At 29.5% G+C, this 19505-nt stretch carries 16 protein-coding genes; 10 read left to right on the forward strand and 6 right to left on the reverse strand.

Going from position 1 to position 19505, the window contains the following annotated elements:
• Positions 1–28: 28 nt before the first annotated feature.
• Positions 29–373 (forward strand): hypothetical protein, encoded by a 345-nt coding sequence (locus ACMFBB_RS10025; RefSeq protein WP_435264243.1) that lies wholly within the window; start codon positions 29–31, stop codon positions 371–373.
• Positions 374–394: 21 nt separating this feature from the next.
• Here ACMFBB_RS10025 and ACMFBB_RS10030 read toward each other — a convergent pair whose 3' ends face one another.
• Complete coding sequence (locus ACMFBB_RS10030) at positions 395–1450, reverse strand: endonuclease/exonuclease/phosphatase family protein (protein WP_435264244.1); 1056 nt, start codon at positions 1448–1450, stop codon at positions 395–397.
• 124 nt (positions 1451–1574) lie between these two features.
• Between ACMFBB_RS10030 and ACMFBB_RS10035 the strand changes: the two genes are divergently transcribed.
• The 7 genes from ACMFBB_RS10035 to ACMFBB_RS10065 all read left to right on the forward strand — a co-directional run bounded on the left by ACMFBB_RS10035 (position 1575) and on the right by ACMFBB_RS10065 (position 13079).
• The gene (locus ACMFBB_RS10035; RefSeq protein WP_435264245.1) at positions 1575–4358 is read left to right on the forward strand and encodes a carboxypeptidase-like regulatory domain-containing protein; all 2784 of its coding nucleotides are present in this window, start codon (positions 1575–1577) and stop codon (positions 4356–4358) included.
• Between the two features lie 4 nt (positions 4359–4362).
• Positions 4363–6318 carry a DUF5689 domain-containing protein gene (locus ACMFBB_RS10040; protein WP_435264246.1) on the forward strand — a complete coding sequence of 652 codons (1956 nt, stop codon included), beginning with the start codon at positions 4363–4365 and terminating at the stop codon, positions 6316–6318.
• Between the two features lie 80 nt (positions 6319–6398).
• Positions 6399–7283, forward strand: coding sequence for a metallophosphoesterase (locus tag ACMFBB_RS10045; protein ID WP_435264247.1), 885 nt, complete (start codon positions 6399–6401; stop codon positions 7281–7283).
• A gap of 261 nt (positions 7284–7544) precedes the next feature.
• The gene (locus ACMFBB_RS10050) at positions 7545–8747 is read left to right on the forward strand and encodes a porin (protein WP_435264248.1); all 1203 of its coding nucleotides are present in this window, start codon (positions 7545–7547) and stop codon (positions 8745–8747) included.
• A 75-nt stretch (positions 8748–8822) separates the two neighbouring features.
• Positions 8823–11075 (forward strand): inorganic phosphate transporter, encoded by a 2253-nt coding sequence (locus ACMFBB_RS10055; RefSeq protein ID WP_435264249.1) that lies wholly within the window; start codon positions 8823–8825, stop codon positions 11073–11075.
• Positions 11076–11238: 163 nt separating this feature from the next.
• Positions 11239–12597 carry a hypothetical protein gene (locus ACMFBB_RS10060; RefSeq protein ID WP_435264250.1) on the forward strand — a complete coding sequence of 453 codons (1359 nt, stop codon included), beginning with the start codon at positions 11239–11241 and terminating at the stop codon, positions 12595–12597.
• Between the two features lie 149 nt (positions 12598–12746).
• The gene (locus ACMFBB_RS10065) at positions 12747–13079 is read left to right on the forward strand and encodes a DUF3858 domain-containing protein (protein WP_435264294.1); all 333 of its coding nucleotides are present in this window, start codon (positions 12747–12749) and stop codon (positions 13077–13079) included.
• 79 nt (positions 13080–13158) lie between these two features.
• On the opposite strand, the gene ACMFBB_RS10070 is transcribed toward ACMFBB_RS10065, so the two are convergent.
• From ACMFBB_RS10070 to rplU, 5 genes are all read right to left on the reverse strand, one after another.
• Positions 13159–13641, reverse strand: coding sequence for an acyl-CoA thioesterase (locus ACMFBB_RS10070; RefSeq protein ID WP_435264251.1), 483 nt, complete (start codon positions 13639–13641; stop codon positions 13159–13161).
• Positions 13642–13692: 51 nt separating this feature from the next.
• Entirely contained in the window at positions 13693–14286 is a 594-nt protein-coding gene (locus tag ACMFBB_RS10075) for a TetR/AcrR family transcriptional regulator (RefSeq protein ID WP_435264252.1), read from the reverse strand.
• A gap of 58 nt (positions 14287–14344) precedes the next feature.
• On the reverse strand, positions 14345–14719 hold the full coding sequence (locus ACMFBB_RS10080; RefSeq protein ID WP_435264253.1) for a Fur family transcriptional regulator: 375 nt from the start codon (positions 14717–14719) through the stop codon (positions 14345–14347).
• Between the two features lie 383 nt (positions 14720–15102).
• A complete protein-coding gene (rpmA, locus tag ACMFBB_RS10085; RefSeq protein ID WP_093869268.1) occupies positions 15103–15363 on the reverse strand; it encodes a 50S ribosomal protein L27 in 261 nt (86 codons plus the stop codon).
• Between the two features lie 22 nt (positions 15364–15385).
• Complete coding sequence (gene rplU, locus ACMFBB_RS10090; RefSeq protein WP_435264254.1) at positions 15386–15871, reverse strand: 50S ribosomal protein L21; 486 nt, start codon at positions 15869–15871, stop codon at positions 15386–15388.
• 207 nt (positions 15872–16078) lie between these two features.
• On the opposite strand from rplU, the gene ACMFBB_RS10095 reads away from it, so the two are divergent.
• Both ACMFBB_RS10095 and ACMFBB_RS10100 read left to right on the forward strand, forming a co-directional pair.
• Positions 16079–17401, forward strand: coding sequence for a M16 family metallopeptidase (locus ACMFBB_RS10095; protein ID WP_435264255.1), 1323 nt, complete (start codon positions 16079–16081; stop codon positions 17399–17401).
• 19 nt (positions 17402–17420) lie between these two features.
• Positions 17421–19472, forward strand: coding sequence for a M16 family metallopeptidase (locus ACMFBB_RS10100; protein ID WP_435264256.1), 2052 nt, complete (start codon positions 17421–17423; stop codon positions 19470–19472).
• Positions 19473–19505: the final 33 nt, after the last annotated feature.

Consider the following 19505-nt stretch of genomic DNA (forward strand, 5'->3'; position numbering starts at 1 on the left):
TATATATTTGCCACATATAAATTTGATTATGGAAAGCATTTATAGAATATATGACAACAAAATAGGAATCTCATTTAAATGGAAAAATGTAAAAACCAATCTTACTCAAATAATATTTAGGGATACAGGTTTTCATTTAACCACAAAAGAAATAGAATTATTTTTAGATAAATTGTCAGAAGCAAAAACACAGAAAACTTGTGAAAATTGTGAAATGTCTGGAGGATGTAGATCTCTTTTATTACAAACCCCATCTGACAAGGTAAGTATGGCTGTATCATCATTAGAACTTGCTGAAATTGAAGATTTATTGAGGGGGACTTTATTTCAAATACAGATGGATAATTATTTAAAAAACATCTGTAAAAACTAAGTCAACTTTCATAAAAATAGATTATTTATTTTTTTCTTTAATTAAATAAATGTAAACAGGATAATGATCACTATATCCTCCTGTATATTTACCGTAAGAGAAACTTCTAAAAGGATACCCTTTGTACCTACCTTTTTTCTCAGTTAAAAAATGTTTATTAAAAATTGAAGGTTTAAATATTTTATAGGAAGAAAAGTCTTTGTTGTTCTTATTTAACAAAGGAGATGTTATCATGATTTGGTCAAATAAATTAATATTATCTCTATATCCTAGAGTACTATAACCTCTACGAAACATCTCTTCAAAAGGATTGTAGATTTCTCCTTCAGAAACGTTTTTTTTTCTTGACCTTGTTTTCAGAACATTTTTAAAACTAGAGTTTATAGGATCGTCATTAAAATCTCCCATTATCAAAATTTTAGGATTCATCTCTGTTTCTTTAATTTTACTAATAATTTGAGACACTCTGTAAGCTGCTTTTTCTCTCTTGGCTCTGCTTTTTCCTTCACCTCCTCTTCTAGAAGGCCAATGATTAACAATCAAGTGAATTAATTCATCATCTAAATAACCTGAAACTAATAAAATATCTCTCGTATAAATCTTCCTATTATCTTCATAAATGTTAGGGTTAAAAACTTCAAAATGAATTGGAGTAAAAAAACGTTGTTGGTACAATAACGCTACATCTATCCCCCTTTTATCCGGGGAATCGAAATGTATAATACTATATTTCTTTTCTTTAAGAAATTTAACACTCACCAAATCTTCTAAAACTTTTCTATTTTCAACCTCCGCAACCCCAAGAATTACAGGACTTGTATTTGTTTTTTCTTTTCCTATCTGACTAATGACTTTTCCTAATTTATCTATTTTATCCCGATATACTTTTTCTCGATTCCCCCTAAGCTCCATGATGGGGCTAGCCTCATCATTTTTATTTATGTCATTTATTGTATCAAAAAGATTCTCTAAATTATAAAACCCTATTGTTCGAATTTTAAATTGTCTATGCTTTTGCTGAGAAAAACAATATGTCAAACCGAATAAGAGTACAAAAATTAAAGTATTTTTTTTCATCTTTTTTCTTACAAAGCTACTAAAACACCTCAAAAACAACACCTTAAAACAAGTTTAATATTTTTTTTGTACTTTCACTTCACTTTTTATTGCTGAAAAGAATTAATTAAATTATAAAAATTGTATGAAAAAGAATAAAACCACCATTTTCATGGTGATGTTGTTTTACATTAATATAAGTGCTCAAAATATTTTAGTAGGCACTATTATTAATGGCGACACAGAAAGACCATTACAAAATGTTTCCATTAGTATAAAGCAGGCAGGCATAAATATATATACTGATGTCTATGGAAGTTTCAAAATAGATAATATATCTAATGGAAAATACTTCCTTATAGTTTCTTTGAAAGGATATAAATCTCAAAATTTTCCAATTCAACTTACTGGCAAAACAATAAATCTAGGCATAATTATGATGTATGAAAATATATCAGAAGAATTAAACTTTAGCACTATTACAATTAGTGATGATGAACTAAATGATGATTCGAACTATGCTGACAATATTTCAGGATTATTACAATTTTCAAAAGATTCATATTTACGAACAGCTGCTTTTGAGTGGTCTTCCTCTTTTTTTAAAGTCCGTGGCTTAGAATCTCAAAATAGCAAGGTTTTAATTAATGGTATAGAAATGAATAAACTATATAATGGAAGACCCCAATGGAGTAATTGGGGAGGTTTAAATACTGTTTTACGTAACCAAGAGTTTAGTATGGGATTTAGCCCTTCTAGCTATGCATTTGGAGGATGCTTAGGTACTACTAACATTACTACACGAGCTTCAGAATATAAAAAAGGAAGAAGGTTCTCATATGCTTCATCAAATAGAAGTTATTCACATAGAATAATGGCTACCTACTCTATTCCCTTATCAAATAAAGGCTGGGCAATTACTATTTCAGGAAGTAGAAGAAACTCAAATGAAGGTTTTGTCAATGGAACAACTTACAATGCCTATTCATTATTTACATCAATTGAAAAGTTAATTAATACAAAACACAGCTTAAACTTAACTGCCATTTACGCACAAAATAACAGAGGGAAATCAGCTGCAAATACAGAACAAGTATATAGCATAAAGAACATTAAATACAATCCTTATTGGGGATATCAAAATGGAAAAATCAGAAACTCTAGAATAAAAAGAATTAATGAACCAATTATAATGCTAAACCATTATTGGAATCTAACAAAGCACTCAACTTTAAATACTGGAATAGCATATCAATTTGGTGAAATTGGAAATAGTCGTATTGACTTTAACGGTGGTAATGATCCAGATCCTACCTATTATAGAAAGTTACCAAATTGGTTTCTAAACAACCCTAATCGAATAGATTATAAAAACGCATACAAAGCACTCTCTAAATTTCAAAATGACGGCCAACTAAACTGGACTAATCTATACGTGGCAAATGAAAAGAGTGGTAATAATGCTAGATTTGCCTTGTATGAAGATCGAAACGACAATAAACAGTTCACTTTTAATACAATTTTAAATACTGAGATAACAGAAAACATCATTTTAGATGCGAAACTAGATTATAAAAAGTTAAAATCTGAAAACTTCGCATACGTTAAGGATTTGTTTGGAGCTAAAGGCTATTTAGATATTAATAAGTTTGGTGACCCTTCAAAAGAAGAGTATCAAAACAATTTGTTAACGCCTAATAGAGTAGCAAAAATTGGTGATAAATTTAAGTATAACTACCTATTAAATGCTGAAAAATATAGCTGCTTTGCTCAGCTACAACTAAATTATAAAAAGATTAATTATCATCTAGCTGCTTCAATTAACAATACAACTTACCAAAGAGAAGGATTATATAAAAATGGAGGATATCCTGGAAAAACATCTGCCCCAAACATTCCTAACTCCTTGGGGAAATCTAAAAAATTATCGTTTTTAAATTACGGAATCAAAGGTGGCGTAACTTATAAAATATCTGGACGTCACTTTTTAAATGTAAATACTGGATTTATGACCAAAGCACCATCAATTCAAAACTCTTTTGTTAACTCAAGATCAAATAACTTAACTGTCTCTGACGTCAGTAATTTAAATAATGAAAAAATAATTTCTTTAGATATAAATTATATAACGAGAACTCCTTTTGTTACGTCAAAAATAAGTGGATACTACATTGGTATAAAAAACACTACAAACATAGCTTTTTATTACGCGGGGAGTACTAATCTTTTCATTCAAGAAATCACAACTGGAATTAATAGACAACATTTAGGAGCTGAACTTGCTATTGATATTGAACTATCTCCTTCTTTTAAATTAAAAACCGCAGCAAATATTGGTTATTACACCCACACAAACAACCCTAACATAGGACTAACATCAGAAATAAGTACTAAATCTGAAAAAAATGGTTTTGATAAAAGAGGCTATAAAAATTACGGAAAAGCGAACCTTAAAAATTATAGAATTCCTTCCGGCCCACAAAATGCCTACTCATTTGGCTTTGAATATAGAGACCCTGATTATTGGTTTATTAATCTAACTGGCAATTATTTAAATAACGTATTTATTAATATTTCAAACATAAAAAGAACCGAATCTTTTACTCTTAACAGTGGGAATCTTTTTACTGATTTTGATTCTATAGAAGCACAAAAAATACGTAAACAAGAAAAGCTAGAAGCCTACTTTACACTCAATTCAGCAGGTGGTAAAACATGGAAGATTAGTCAAAAAAAGTATATTGATTTTTTTGTAAGCGTCAGTAATCTACTTAATCAAACATACAAAACAGGTGGATACGAACAAGGTAGAACATCTAGCTATGAATTAGCGAAAAATGATCTAGCAAATGGCACCCCTAACTTTGGCAATAAATATTGGTACGGCAGAGGCACCACATATTTCTTAAATATAAATTATAGATTTTAAAAAAATGAAAAAGATATTAACCCAATCAATATTCCTTTTTAGTAGTATTTTTATTTCCTGTGAGCTAAACGAAAATTTCTCACCCCCCATAACAGGAATAGATAAAGAATATTCAAACCTACAGTCTTTAAAAGAAATTTCAAGAAAATTTAGAGGAGATATTATAAAATTTGACACAGACATTACTACATACGGCTATGTAATTTCAAATGATAGAGAAGGCAATTTCTTTAAAAAGATAATTATACAAGACAAACCGGAAAACCCAACAATAGGAGTTGAAATCAGAATTGATGACACCAATTTAAACACAAAATACAACTTAGGAAGAAAAGTTTATATTAAACTCAATGGATTATCTTTTGGAAAAAACGCAACTACTTTTCAAATTGGTATTAAAGGCAGAAACAGCATAAATAGAATTGGATTACATGAATATTCGAACTTCATTGATAGATCTTCAGAAATCGTTGAATTTACACCTACAACAGTAAAAATTACTGATTTAAATGATGATCTTGTAAACACTCTTGTGAAAATTAACAAACTACAACCAGAAACAAAAGGTTTAACCTATGGCAATGCTATCAATACTAATTCAGAAAACAGGTTTTTTAATAATTGTGAAACTTTTCAAACTATTATCATGCAAACAAGTGGTTTTGCAAATTTTAAAACATTACCAATACCAAATAAAAATGGATCTATTACAGGTATACTAAATAAATTTGAAAACGACTATGTAATATCAGTAAGAGATTTAAAAGATGTTCTCTTAACAGAAGAATATGGATGTAATATTACTCCTCAAAAAAAAAATCTTACTGATATCAAATCCTTATTTACAGGAAACGAAACAAGGATTACTGAAAACTCAAAAATAAAAGTAATTATTACTTCTGATCTTACTCATAAAAATATAACGAACAATAAGGCATTTGCTCAAGATTTAACAGCTGGTATAGCATTAAAATTCAGTGATACACATAATTTAAATTTAGGGGATGAAATTGAAATTAGTGTTGGTGGATTAAAACTTAATAGACAAGAAGGCTTATTACAATTAAAGCTTAAATCTTCAAATATAATTAATGTAAGAAAAGGAAGAATCCCTTCACCGGAAAAAATCACTATTGAGCAAGCCCTATCTGGTAATTTCGAGAGTAAACTTGTAGAAATTCATGATGTTCAGTTTAAAAATAACACTAAAACATATGGAGGTATGAATACACTAACCTCTGATTGTGTAAATAGCTTAACATCATATGTTAACGACAATGCAACATTTGCGACTAATAAGGTAAGTGTTAAAAAAGGAAAAATCACTGGAATAATGTCAACTTTTAATGGGGTTCGAATATATCTAAGAAATAAAACTGATATTAAATTTACTGAAAACTATGATTGTGGAGCTAATAATAATGATAACGATTTATTTTTCTCAGAATATGTAGAAGGGTCAAGTAACAATAAATATATAGAAATATACAATGATACTGGTACAAATATTGACTTATCAAATTATCAAATTTGGGGTTCTTCTAATGGTGGAGGATGGAAATCAGCCAGACAACTTCAATTATCAGGTAATTTAGCTGCCAATAAAACTTATGTTATTTCAGCAAACAAATCTGTTTCTATGATTATTGATAATTCAGATCTATCATTACCTTATGAAAGTCCTGTTCATCATAATGGGAATGACGCTATTGCTTTAGCTAAAAGAAATAACATAGGCATTTTTAAAATAATTGACATTATTGGTAACCCTGATGACAATCCTGGAGTTGCTTGGGATGTTGCTGGGGTTGCTAAAGCTACAAAAGACCATACATTAATTAGAAAACTAAGAATTACAAAAGGCAATACTAATTGGGTTTCAAGTGCAGGTACCAATTCATCAAATTCTGAATGGAATATAAAAGAAAAAGACCACTATGCATCCATTGGAAAGAGGTAAATATTCTTTAATATATTTCATAACATTAAGTTTTAAAACTTGAGCTTTTTTATAGATATTTATCATGTAAAAAATAGTTTATGTTTTCTAATGATAGAATATCTAAAGCATTCAAAAATGCAAAAAAATTAAAACTATCTGAACACTCTAAGTACATATTGTTTTCTGACTGTCATAGAGGTGATAATAGTTTTGCTGATGATTTTTCTCATAACAGAAAAATTTATCATTATGCTTTGTCTCATTATTTAAAAGAAAACTTTACTTACATTGAATTAGGTGATGGAGATGAATTATGGGAGAACAAATTTGAAGCCATCTTTAATGCAAATAAAGACGTGTATTTATTGTTAAAACGTTTCCATGAAGATAAACGGCTACATTTTATTTGGGGAAACCATGATATGGAATACAGAAACCCTAAAAATATTGAAAAAAACTTATATTACTACTACGATACTTCTGATGACAAAGAAAAAGAACTCATGATTGGAGCTTCGTTTTCAGAGGCTATCAGATTAGAGTCAGAAAATAATAGGTCTATTTTCCTTCTTCATGGCCATCAAGCTGATTGGTTTAACTATAGTTTCTGGAAATTAAGTCGGTTTCTGGTTCGTTTTTTATGGAGACCTCTACAAGTTATTGGTGTAAAAGATCCTACTAGTCCTGCCCAAAATCATCGAGAACTTATAAAAGTTGAAAAAAGATTAGAAAAATGGATTAAAAAAAATGGTAATCAAATGATTGTAACGGGACATACTCATCGTCCAAGATTTCCTTCTATTAATGAATTGCCTCATTTTAATGATGGTAGTTGTGTTCATCCAAGATGTATCACTGGTTTAGAAATAGAAAATAACTTGATTACTCTTATAAAATGGCATGTTCAAACTAACAATAACGGTATCATGCAAATAAGTAGAACAGTTTTAGAAGGTCCAAAAAATCTAAAAAACTATATTTAATTCCTTATTTTAAAACTAAGCATACAACACACCTTTTCTCTTAACATTTATTTAAAATTGGCTTAAACATTAAGTAAAACACCAAAAATATTTTTGCAACTAATCTTATAATAGGATTTGATATCATCAAGAAAAAATTAGTTTTTGTCGACTATTTTCTTTGATAACTGCCTTTGGCCAAGGCAGTTTTTTTATTTAATATTCCGTTAACAATTAGTTAACATCTGTATTGGTTATTTGCAGCGACAAAAACTAATACTGATGAAATTAAAGACATTACTTGTTACAACAAGTATGTTTGTAATGCTTTACACACAAGCACAACAAACCCGATCACCGAGATTCGGAAAAGGATTATTCAACTTGATAGGGCAAGATAGTACATGGTCTATGAAGATTGGAGCTAGAATGCAATTTTTAACAACTGCTAGCTGGAACTCTTCAACAAATGGCTTATCTAATCCGTCTTCTTCTTTTCTAGTAAGACGTGCCCGTTTAAAATTTAATGGTTTTGCTTTTTCACCAAAACTAACTTACAAAATAGAACTAGGGCTTAGTAATAACGATATTGGTGGAGCTTCTGAATTTACAAATAATGCTCCTAGATATATTCTTGATGCATTAATAAAGTGGAATTTTTATGAAAACTTCGAATTATGGGTAGGTCAAACAAAACTTCCCGGTAACAGAGAACGTGTAGTCTCTTCAGGGAACTTACAAATGGTTGATCGATCTTTACTTAATAAAAGGTTCAATATTGATAGAGACATGGGACTTCAATTAAGGCACCACTTTAATTTATCTGATAATTTTATAGTAAAAGAAATATTTTCTATTGCACAAGGTGAAGGAAGAAATGTTACTACAGGGAATTTAGGAGGACATCAATACACAACAAGGTTAGAATTATTACCTTTTGGTAATTTTACTAGTAAAGGTGACTATAAAGGAAGTGATTTAAAAAGAGAAAAGAATCCCAAATTAGCTCTTGGTTTTTCTTATGATTTTAACAACAACGCTGTTAAAAACAGAAGTAACCAAGGTTCTTACATGAAAAATGATGTAGGCTTTTATAGAACAAATATATCTACACTTTTTGTAGATGCTATGTTTAAATATAAAGGTATTTCATTTATGGGTGAGTATGCTTACAGAGATGCAAAAGACCCTCTAGCAAAGAACTCTGATGGAACTTTAACAGGAGATATAGTACAAGTTGGTAGTGGCTTAAATTTACAAGGAGGCTACTTATTTTCTAAAAACTGGGAAGTATCAAGCAGGTATACAAACATAACATTAGATAAAAACATAACTGGAAAAGGAATGGAAAACCAGTATACCTTGGGGCTTTCTAAATATATAGCTGGTCATAAGTTAAAAGTACAAACAGATGTTAGTTATTTAGATATAATTGGAAAAACAAATGAATTACTGTTCAGATTACAAGTAGACATTCATTTTTAAAAAAGATAACACAAACGTAACATAGACACTATATAGTGTTAGTAATTTTGCAGAACTTAAATTAATAAATAGAGAATGGGAGAACCATATATTTTAATGCTTGTCGCTTTAGCTGTTTTGGCTGTAGTCGATTTAGTTGTAGGAGTAAGTAACGATGCTGTAAACTTTTTAAATTCAGCCATCGGTTCTAGAGCAATTAAAGTTAGAAACATAATGATAATTGCTAGTATTGGAGTTTTTATGGGGGCAATTACATCTAGTGGTATGATGGAAGTTGCACGTAAGGGAATTTTTAACCCTAGTATGTTTATGTTTCAAGACATCATGTTTATTTTTATGGCCGTGATGATAACAGATATACTTTTATTAGATATCTTTAATTCACTTGGAATGCCAACATCTACCACAGTTTCTATTGTATTCGAATTATTAGGAGCTGCTGTATGTGTGTCTTTAATTAAAATATCTCAAAATGACTCTCAGTCTATTGCTGATATTTGGAACTATATAAATCATAAAAAAGCGATTCAAATAATTAATGGAATATTACTTTCTGTAGTTGTTGCTTTCTCTGTAGGGGCAATTGTTCAGTTTATTTCTAGGTTAATCTATTCTTTTAACTTTGAAAAAAGAGCCAACTATATAAATGCTTTATTTGGAGGTTTTGCGATTACTGCTATTACTTACTTTATTATTATAAAAGGAATGAAAGGAACTCCTTTTTATAAGGACATAAAACATTTAATAGAAGGTAATACAATAATGATTATTGCTATAAGTTTCTTGGTTTGGAGTTTAATTTCTCAAGCTCTTATTAGCTTTTTCAAAGTAAATGTTTTAAAGCTAATTATTGGAGTAGGTACTTTTTCACTAGCAATGGCCTTTTCAGGAAATGATTTAGTAAACTTTGTAGGTGTTCCAATTGCAGCTTGGAATTCTTATCAGGAATGGCAAATTTCTGGTATCGCACCAGATGCCTTTTCAATGGGGATTTTAGCAAAAAAAGTACCTTCAAATGTTTGGTTACTATTATTAGCTGGAGGAATTATGGTAGTTACTTTATGGACTTCTAGTAAAGCTCAAAATGTAATTAAAACAGGAATTGACTTATCTAGACAAGGTGAAGGTCATGAAAAATTCCAGCCTAACCCAATGTCAAGGATAGTTGTTAGAGTTGCTATGGGAATCAACGCTGGTATTAGTGCTATTGTTCCTAAAAAAACATTAGCATTTGTAGATGCAAAATTTCAAAAACCCGTGATAGAACTTCCGAAAGACAAAACATATGAAATGCCTGCTTTTGATTTAGTAAGGGCATCTGTTAATTTAATTGTCGCTGGTATTTTAATCTCAATCGCTACTTCTATGAAATTACCACTTTCAACTACATACGTAACTTTCATGGTAGCTATGGGTACGTCTTTAGCTGATAGAGCTTGGGGGCGTGAAAGTGCTGTTTATAGAGTTGCTGGAGTAATTAATGTTGTTGGAGGTTGGTTTTTAACTGCTTTAACTGCTTTTATCGCTGCTGCGTTAGTTGCATATTTAATTAGTTGGGATATGGTTATGATTCCTGTTTTATTGTTAGTTGTTGCTCTTTTAATTGGAAGAAATACGTTAATACATAGAAAAAAGGCTAAAGAAGTAAAAAAGCAAGTGTATATGGAACGTGCAGAATTAATTACTATTAACGGTGTAATTGAAGAAAGTTCTGGTCACATTGCAGGGGTTGCAAATAGAATTAATAAATTATATTCTAGTGTAGTTAATGATCTTGCTAATCATGATTTAATTAAGCTACGTAAAACCGATAAGCATGTTACTAAGCTAAACGATGAAATTGATAGTTTAAAAGATGGAGTATTCTATTTTATTAAATCTTTAGATGATACCTCAGTTCAGGCTAGTAGATTCTATATCCTAATTTTAGGATACTTGCAAGATGTTGCTCAATCTATTAGTTATATTTCTAGAGCTACTTATAAACACGTAAACAATAATCATAAAAACCTGAAAAAAGGTCAATTAAAAGATTTAAAAACGATTGATAATACTTTGTCAAAATTATTAGAAGATATTAGCTCTACTTTTGAAAATAGAAGTTTTGACCATTTAGAAAATATTATCAATGAAAAGAAAGAATTGTTAAAAGAAGTTTCAGCTTCTATTGAAAAACAAGTAAGCCGAATTAGAACGGATGAAACAAGCCCTAAAAATACTACTTTATACTTTAGTATTTTAATTGAAACACAAGATTTAGTTTCTGGACTTATGAGTTTATTACAAACTTATGAAGAGTTTCATGTAAGTACAAAAAGTGTTAATTAACAATAAATCATTTATTACTTAAACCTAAGCCTTGAGTTTAACACCTCAAGGCTTTTTATGCTAAAAAAATCCTTATGAAAAAGAAATCCTTAGTTTTTTAATTTGTTTCTCTCAGAAAAAAAAATCTTCAAAAATAGGAAACATTTCTATTAAAGAACTTAAAATGACTCAGTACGAGAATGACACAACTGCGAACGCTCTTGTACTCTACGAACATGCTAATCATTACCTTGATGAAAAAAGAGATTATAATAAAACTACTGACTATTATTTTAGAATTAAAATCTTAAAAAAAGATGGTTTTAATAAAGCAACTATAAGAATTCCTAGTTATGGTAAAGAAAAAGTACACCATATTAAAGGAATTACCTATAATATAGACCATGGTGACAGAATAAAGAAAACACATTTAATTGAAAAAAATATTTTTACCAAAAATCTCAACGATAAATGGAAGGAAATTACCTTTACAATGCCTGCTTTAAAAGTAGGAAGCGTTATTGAATATGTATACTCAATAACAACACCCTACTCAGATATGGCTGATTGGTTATTTCAGTCAAATATTCCCAAGATAAAAAGTGACTTCACAGCTTCCATATTAGGTAACTGGAAATATAATATTAGAGTAGTAGGTTTTTTAGCATTAACCACGAACCAATTTAATGTAGATAAAAACTGTGTTTACATTCCGGGATTAGGAAAAGGGGCTTGTGCTTTGTTAGCATACGGGATAGAAAATATCCCAGCTTTTAAAGAAGAAAAATATATGCTAAGTGCAAAAAACTTCAAATCAAGATTAACTTTTGATTTAGAATCATATAGACACCCAAGTCAAGGTATAGAAAAATATACCAAAACGTGGAAAGACGCAGATAAAAGACTAAAAAACATTTTTTTAGACAAACAAACTTCTAAGAAAAATCACTTCAAAAAACAATTACCCAAAGCCATTTTAAATAATGACTTAGATATAAATAAAGCCAAAGCTATATATAACTTTATTAAAGCTCATTACACTTGGAATGGTCATTATTGGCCATCTTCTAAAGTGAGAATTAAAAAAGCTTTTGCTAACAAAACAGGTAATATATTCGATATAAACCTATCCTTATATAATGCTTTAAAAGCTGCTAAAATAGATGCATATCTAGTATTGACATCTACTAGAAACCGAGCAATGCCAACAAAACTACATCCAGTTATAAATGAATTCAATTATTTATTAGTAAAAGCTATAATTAATAATAAAGAATATTATTTAGACGCTTCAAAAAAACAACTTCCTTTTGGTTTGGTTCAGTTTCAAGCATTAAATGGTGACGGTAGAGTTTTAAACTTTAAAAGTGGTAGCTTTTGGGAACCTATCAAAATAAACAATAAAGCCTTTAAAACAATTAAAATTAAAGTCAACCTTAAAGAAGAAGGAACAACTGCTAACTTAAAAATAAGCACTAAGAGTTATTATGCTGTTAATAGACGAGAAGATATACAGCTCAAAAGTGAAGATGAATATATATAGAGACATTTGAATCAAACCATCCTTTTTTAGAAGTAGATACATTTAAAGTTGAAAACCTAAATGAGGTAACTAAAAACTTAAATGAAAATTATGGTATTACTTTAGAAGATGTCTACAAAGATGGCAACTATTACATTAACCCTTTTTTAATAAGTCAGCATACTAAGAATCCTTTTAAACTAAAAAAACGTGATTATCCTGTAGACTTTGGTTACCCTAGCGAACACACGCACATATTTTCTATGCAAATTCCAGAAGGTTATAAATTAAAAGAAGAAATAAATAATAAAACTGTAACGCTTCCTAACAATGGAGGTAAATATGTAATTACAGCTAAAGTTAAAAATAAAACACTAACATTATTTTCAAGAATAAATATTAACAAGAGTGTTTATACCAGTCAAGAATATCATGCTTTGAAAGAATTTTTTAATCATATTATAAAATCACAAGATTTTATTTTAGAAATAATAAAAGAATAACTTTCTATGCTAAAATATCGCCTAAAACAATGTTTTAGGCGACCTTTAAACACTACTGTTTATCTATATTGAGTTTTTACTATACTTTTTGAAATCGAAAACTTTGCACTCTTTCTTCAAAGTTAAATTGATCAACAGGTAAAACAACATTTTCAAAAAGTGCTAATAAATCGTCTGAATGTTTTTCAGATGAAAGTTTTAACAAATTAAAATACACAAACGAACTCCAAAGTATTGCTTTTAATTCTGTTTTGGTTTCATTCCACATTCTTATCTCAACCAATAAATTTTTACTCCCATATTTAATTAACTGTGAATCAATGCAAACAGTTTCCATCAAAGTAGCTGGTTTTAAATATGCTATTTGATGGGAAGCTACCACCCAACTTTTGCCTTTTTCTTTTCCATGTTTATAAATATCTAAATTATAGTTAGCCATTAATTGATCTTCTCTGGCATTGATAAGGTAATTAAAATAAGCTCCATTATTTAAATGATTAAATGGATCACAATCTTGAAATCTAATTTTTGTTTTACTTTCTAAAATTTTTGAAAAATTCATAGTATTCGTTTTTTAATATACCAATCAGTATGTTTTTGATTAAAAAAATAGTTAATGTTCTAAATCTGTACTTATAATTATTTTCATCTGATTTGATACATCAATGAGATAACTATTATCTTCCATGATGTACGACATATATACTGCACCTTCTATCATGTAAAAGAAACGTTTTGCTAACATCATACTATCAGTAGATTTTTTTATTTCATTGGTTTCTTTTGCATCGTTAATTAAGAGAGAAAATTGGTTTAATATTTTGTGGTTATAGTAACGAACTAAATCAACAATTCCTGTTTTTTGATTGTTTGCATCAACTCCAATATTCAAAATAGGACAACCTCCAAACTCTTTGCTATAATCATAATAGTCTTTGTAAAAAGAAGCAATCTGATATAATTTATTCAAAGGAGTTTTACCTAAACTAATTTTATTATTTAAATCTTTAAACACTCTTCTTACTGAATAACGAAAAGCTTCTATAGCTAACTCTTCCTTATTTTTAAAATGCCCATAAATTGCACCCTTTGTTAAACCAGTAGCTAAGGTTATTTTAGATAAACTCATCGCTGAATACCCATTCTTATTAAAAATAGGTGCAACAGTTTCAATAATAAAAGCTTTAGTTTTTTCTGATTTTAACATGCTGATGACGATAGATAAACAAATATACAAAAAAATACCGTTTGGTATATTTAATTATTTATTCTTTACATTTTACACATAGGCCCACCAATAAGACATTGGTTTCCTCAACAATAAAATCATTTGATACAGGTACATTAACTTCTATTTCAACACATGATAGTTCTCCACAATTTTTGCATTGTCTATGCACATGATTGTCATTATGGTTGTGTTTTGAACACGTTGAATGACAAGTAGCATAATAAGTATTGGCATCTTTACCAATAACTGAATGCACCACACCTTCATCTTCTAATCTTGCTAAAACTCTATAAATAGTTGTCTTATTAAATCTATTCGCAAAATATTCTACCAATTCAACAGCGCTTACCGCAACATTTTTTTCAATTAGGTATAATTTTATTGCTTGTAATGAAGCTGTATTTCTCATTTAAATAATTTAATAAATTTGTTAAAACTATTGTTTTCAATATAACAAAAATAACAAATCTAATTATCTAAATTTTAATATTCATAAAAATCATATTCTAACAACCGGTAATAATTCTATAAATTAGAAAAGGTGTCAATAAATTGACACCTACTTTCTAAACAATAAAAAATTTGATTAACCCCAAACCCGAGGCTAGTTAATCAGTAGGTAATCAGCCTACTTTTAATAATTCTTTATTTCAATCAATTGCATAAACAACAAGTTAACGCAACATGGTTGCAAATATAAGATAGAAAAACGGTTTAAATGTTAAATAAATGTTAAAAACAAAAAAACTGCCTTTTCAGGCAGTTTTTAAAAATCGTATAAAATCTAAATTTCTATGCCTCAAAAGGCTCTATAGAAACATAAGATCTATTATCTCTTTTCTTTTGAAATTTCACAACTCCATCTACTCTAGCATGTAATGTATGGTCTTTTCCCATATATACATTTTCACCTGGATTGTGTTGAGTTCCTCTTTGACGAACAATAATATTACCTGCTATAGCAGCCTGTCCTCCAAAAATCTTTACTCCTAATCGTTTCGATTCTGATTCACGACCATTCTTCGAACTACCGACACCTTTTTTATGAGCCATCTTTGTAAGTTTTTAAAGTTAATTATTTACTTAATGCTTCAATTAATTCAGCTTTCTTTAAAGAAGTGTATCCTGTAATACCTTTATCTTTAGCTAAAGCTTTTAATTCTGCAACAGTTTTAGAACTTAAATCATTTGATTCTTCTTTAACTTCTGCTTTAGGAGCTTCCTTTTTTGATGCTGCCTTTTTCGTTCCAGAAGTAGCGATTCCTTCAATTTGGATTTCAGTTAAATACTGTCTGTGTCCATTTTTCTTTTTGTAACCTTTTCTTCTTTTCTTTTTGAAAACGATTACTTTATCACCTTTTAAGTGACCTAGAATTTTTGCAGTTACTCCTGCACCTTCTATAGCTGGGGCGCCAATAGTTACATTTCCTTTATCTTCAACAAGCATTACTTTATCAAAAGTTACTTTTGATCCTTCAGCTTCTTGTAAACGGTGAACGTAAACTTTTTGGTCTTTTGCTACTTTAAATTGTTGCCCTGCTATCTCTACGATTGCGTACATACTTTTTGTTTTGCGTTTATACTTATTACACTTTCTTAAAGAAAATGCGGGTGCAAATATACAGTTTTTATAACAAGAAACAATCTACAAGTCAGAAAATTAATCCTAATTAAATAAAATATACTATTTTTTAATGTTAAATGTAACAAAACAAATATTTTTACGTCACATAGGACAAATCAATATAAAAAATTAAAGAATTTATCAATGAAAAAAAATATTATAACTCTTGCAACTGCTTTGTTCGTTGGCTTCTCAGCTAATGCTCAAAAAGTTGAATTCGAAGAGTACAATTTAGACAATGGTATGCATGTTATTTTGCATCAAGATAACTCTGCTCCAGTAATTGCTTTAGAAGTGTTATACAACGTTGGTGCCAAAGATGAAGTAGATGGTAAAACAGGAATGGCACACTTCTATGAGCATTTATTATTTACTGGAACTAAAAATATTGAACGTGGGAAATGGAGTGAAATACAATCTTCAAGAGGGGGTAGCGGTAACGCAACAACAAGTGCTGATAGAACCAACTATTATGAAACATTTCCCTCTAATGAATTAAAATTAGCTTTATGGATGGAATCTGAAAGATTACTACATCCTATTGTAGATCAAAAAGCAGTTGATACTCAAAATGAAGTAGTAAAAGAAGAAAAAAGACAACGTTTAGACAATGCACCATATGGAAAAATAATATATGGGGAAGTATATAAACATTTGTTCGATAAACATAATTACAGAAGACCAATAATTGGCTTCATCAAAGATTTAGACAATGCTAAATTAGAGGAGTTCAAAGCTTTTTATGATAAATGGTATATGCCTAACAATGCCGTTTTAGTTTTAGCTGGAGATTTCCAAAAGAAAGAAGCAAAATCATTAATAAAAAGTTATTTTGGAACAATTCCTGCTAGAACTTTACCAAAAAAAGTAACGATAATAGAACCTGAAAGAAAAAAAGAAAAAAGAGTTACTGAATACGACTCTAACATTCAATTACCTGCTGTTGTTCTATTACACAACACTCCTTCTATGAAGGATAGAGAATCAAAAGTGTTAGACGTGATTTCAACAATACTAAGTGACGGTAAAAGTTCTAGACTTCAAAAGAAATTGGTGGAAGACAAAAAGAAAGCTTTAGCAATTTTCTCTTTTAGCAGACCTATGGTTGATTATAGTGTTTATACCATTGGAGCAATTCCTTTGGGTAAAAATTCTTTAGACGATTTAATAAAAGAGATAGACGAAGAAGTATTAAAATTACAAACAGAATTAATTTCTGACGAAGACTTGCAAAAAGTAAGAAACAAATTTGAAAATCGTTTTGTTTCCTCTAATTCAAGTGTACAAGGTATTGCTTCTTCTTTAGCTAGTAACTATATGCTAATGGGTGACACCCATAGAATTAATAATGAATTAGAAATCATTAACTCAATTACTAAAGAAGAAATTAGAGCAGTCGCTAAAAAATATTTAGCAAAAAACAGACGTGTTGTAATAGACTATTTACCTACATCTAAAAAGAAGTAATCAAATTAAAATAAGAAAAATGAAAACAAAGATATATTCAATTATCGCATTTTTATTCTTATCAATGAGTATTTCTGCTCAAATTGACAGAACTAAAATGCCAGAATCTGGACCTGCACCAAAGATAAACTTGGGTACTCCAAAAAAATTCACTTTAAAAAATGGTCTACAAGTTTTAGTTGTTGAGAATCATAAACTACCTAGAGTTTCTGTAACTTTAGATATTGACAACCCACCTATGGCTCATGGAAACAAAGCTGGTGTTGAAGGCTTTGTAGGTGGTATGTTAGGAACTGGAACTACTAATATGTCAAAAGAAGATTTTGATAAAAAAGTCGATTATTTAGGAGCTCGAATTTCTTTTGGTTCAGAGAGTGCTTTTGCAAGTTCTTTATCAAAGTATTTCCCTGAAGTGTTAAAATTAATGGCAGATGCTGCTTTTAATCCTGTTTTTACACAAGAAGAGTTTGACAAACAAATGAAGCAATCTCTTGATGGTATTAAGTCTAATGAAAAGAGTGTTACAGCAATAGCTAGTAGGGTTGAAGGACTACTTACCTATGGTAAAAATCATCCTTACGGTGAGTTTACTTCGGAAGAAACACTTAAAAATATAAAATTACAAGATGTTAAAAATTTATATTCTAAAGTATTTAAACCAAACAACGCTTATTTAGTTGTAATTGGTGATGTTGATTTCCGTTCTATAAAAAAACAAATTACTTCTTTGTTTAGTGGATGGGAAAAAGGAAAAATGGATTTTGAAAAATTACCTGAAGTTAAAAATGTAGAAACTACAGAGATTAATTTCATCAACATGCCAAATGCTGTGCAATCAGAAGTAGCTATAATTAATGCTGTTGATTTAAAAATGGGTGATAAAGATTTTTATGCTGCTTTACTAGCAAACCAAATTCTTGGTGGTGGAGGAACTGGTAGATTATACAAGAATCTTAGAGAAGATAAAGGGTATACTTATGGTGCATACTCTCGTATAGGAGCTAGTAGGTATGCAAGTAGGTTTAAAGCATCGGCTTCTGTTAGAAACATGGTTACTGATAGTGCCATCGTTGAAGCTATGAAAGAAATCAATAAAATTCGTTATCAAAAAGCTACTCAAAAAGAATTAGATATCGCAAAAGCAAAATACTTAGGTAATTTTGTAAAGGCTGTTGAAAGACCAAGCACAATTGCTAACTATGCTTTAAATATTTTACAAAATAATTTACCGAAAGACTATTACAAAAACTATTTAGCAAACATAAATGCGGTAACACTTGACGACGTTCAAAAAGCAGCTATTAAGTATTTAAGAGCTGATAAAGCAAGAATTGTAATTACAGGTAAAGGAATAGATGTTTTAAAAAACCTTGAAAAAGGTGACTATAAAATAAACTATTTTGATAAAAATGGAAATCCAACAACTAAACCTGCCATGAAAAAACAAATACCTAACGGTATTACAAAAGAAACCGTAATCAACAGTTACTTTGAAGCTATTGGTGGTTTAGATAAAATTAAAAACCTAAAAAGTACTATGGTAGTTTACGAGGCTGAAGCGATGGGAAGAAAAATTGCTAACACTGAAAAAAGAACAGCTACTCATTATGTAAACTCAACTGCCATGAATGGTAATGTTATGATGAAGGTTATTATGGATAAGAATGCTATTAAAATGAATGGTCAACCATTGCCTCCAAACATGGCTAATGATATGAAACATGTATTAGGAACTTTACCAGAATTTGGTTTACTAACTAATTCAGAAACAACATTAACGGGGATTGAAACTATTAATGGAAAAGAAGTATATGCTATCTCTAAAAAAGGTAAAGTAGTATCAACTACTGGTTATTATGATGTTAAGACCGGATTAAAAATTAAAGAGGCTCAAACTATTGTTTTTGGAGGTCAAACTCAAAACCAAGAAGTTTCTTATAGTGACTACAAAGTTTATGATGGAGTTAAATTTCCTACTAAAAAATCAGGAAACTTAGGCCCACAAAAAGTACAATACAACTTAAAAGAAGCTAAAGTAAATCAAGGTGTTACAGATGCTGATTTTAAGTAAAAACAGCTCATAAACAACTACACTAAAAGAGGT

Source organism: Tenacibaculum sp. nBUS_03, from assembly GCF_051201695.1.
In the GTDB taxonomy this organism is placed as follows: Bacteria; Bacteroidota; Bacteroidia; order Flavobacteriales; family Flavobacteriaceae; genus Polaribacter.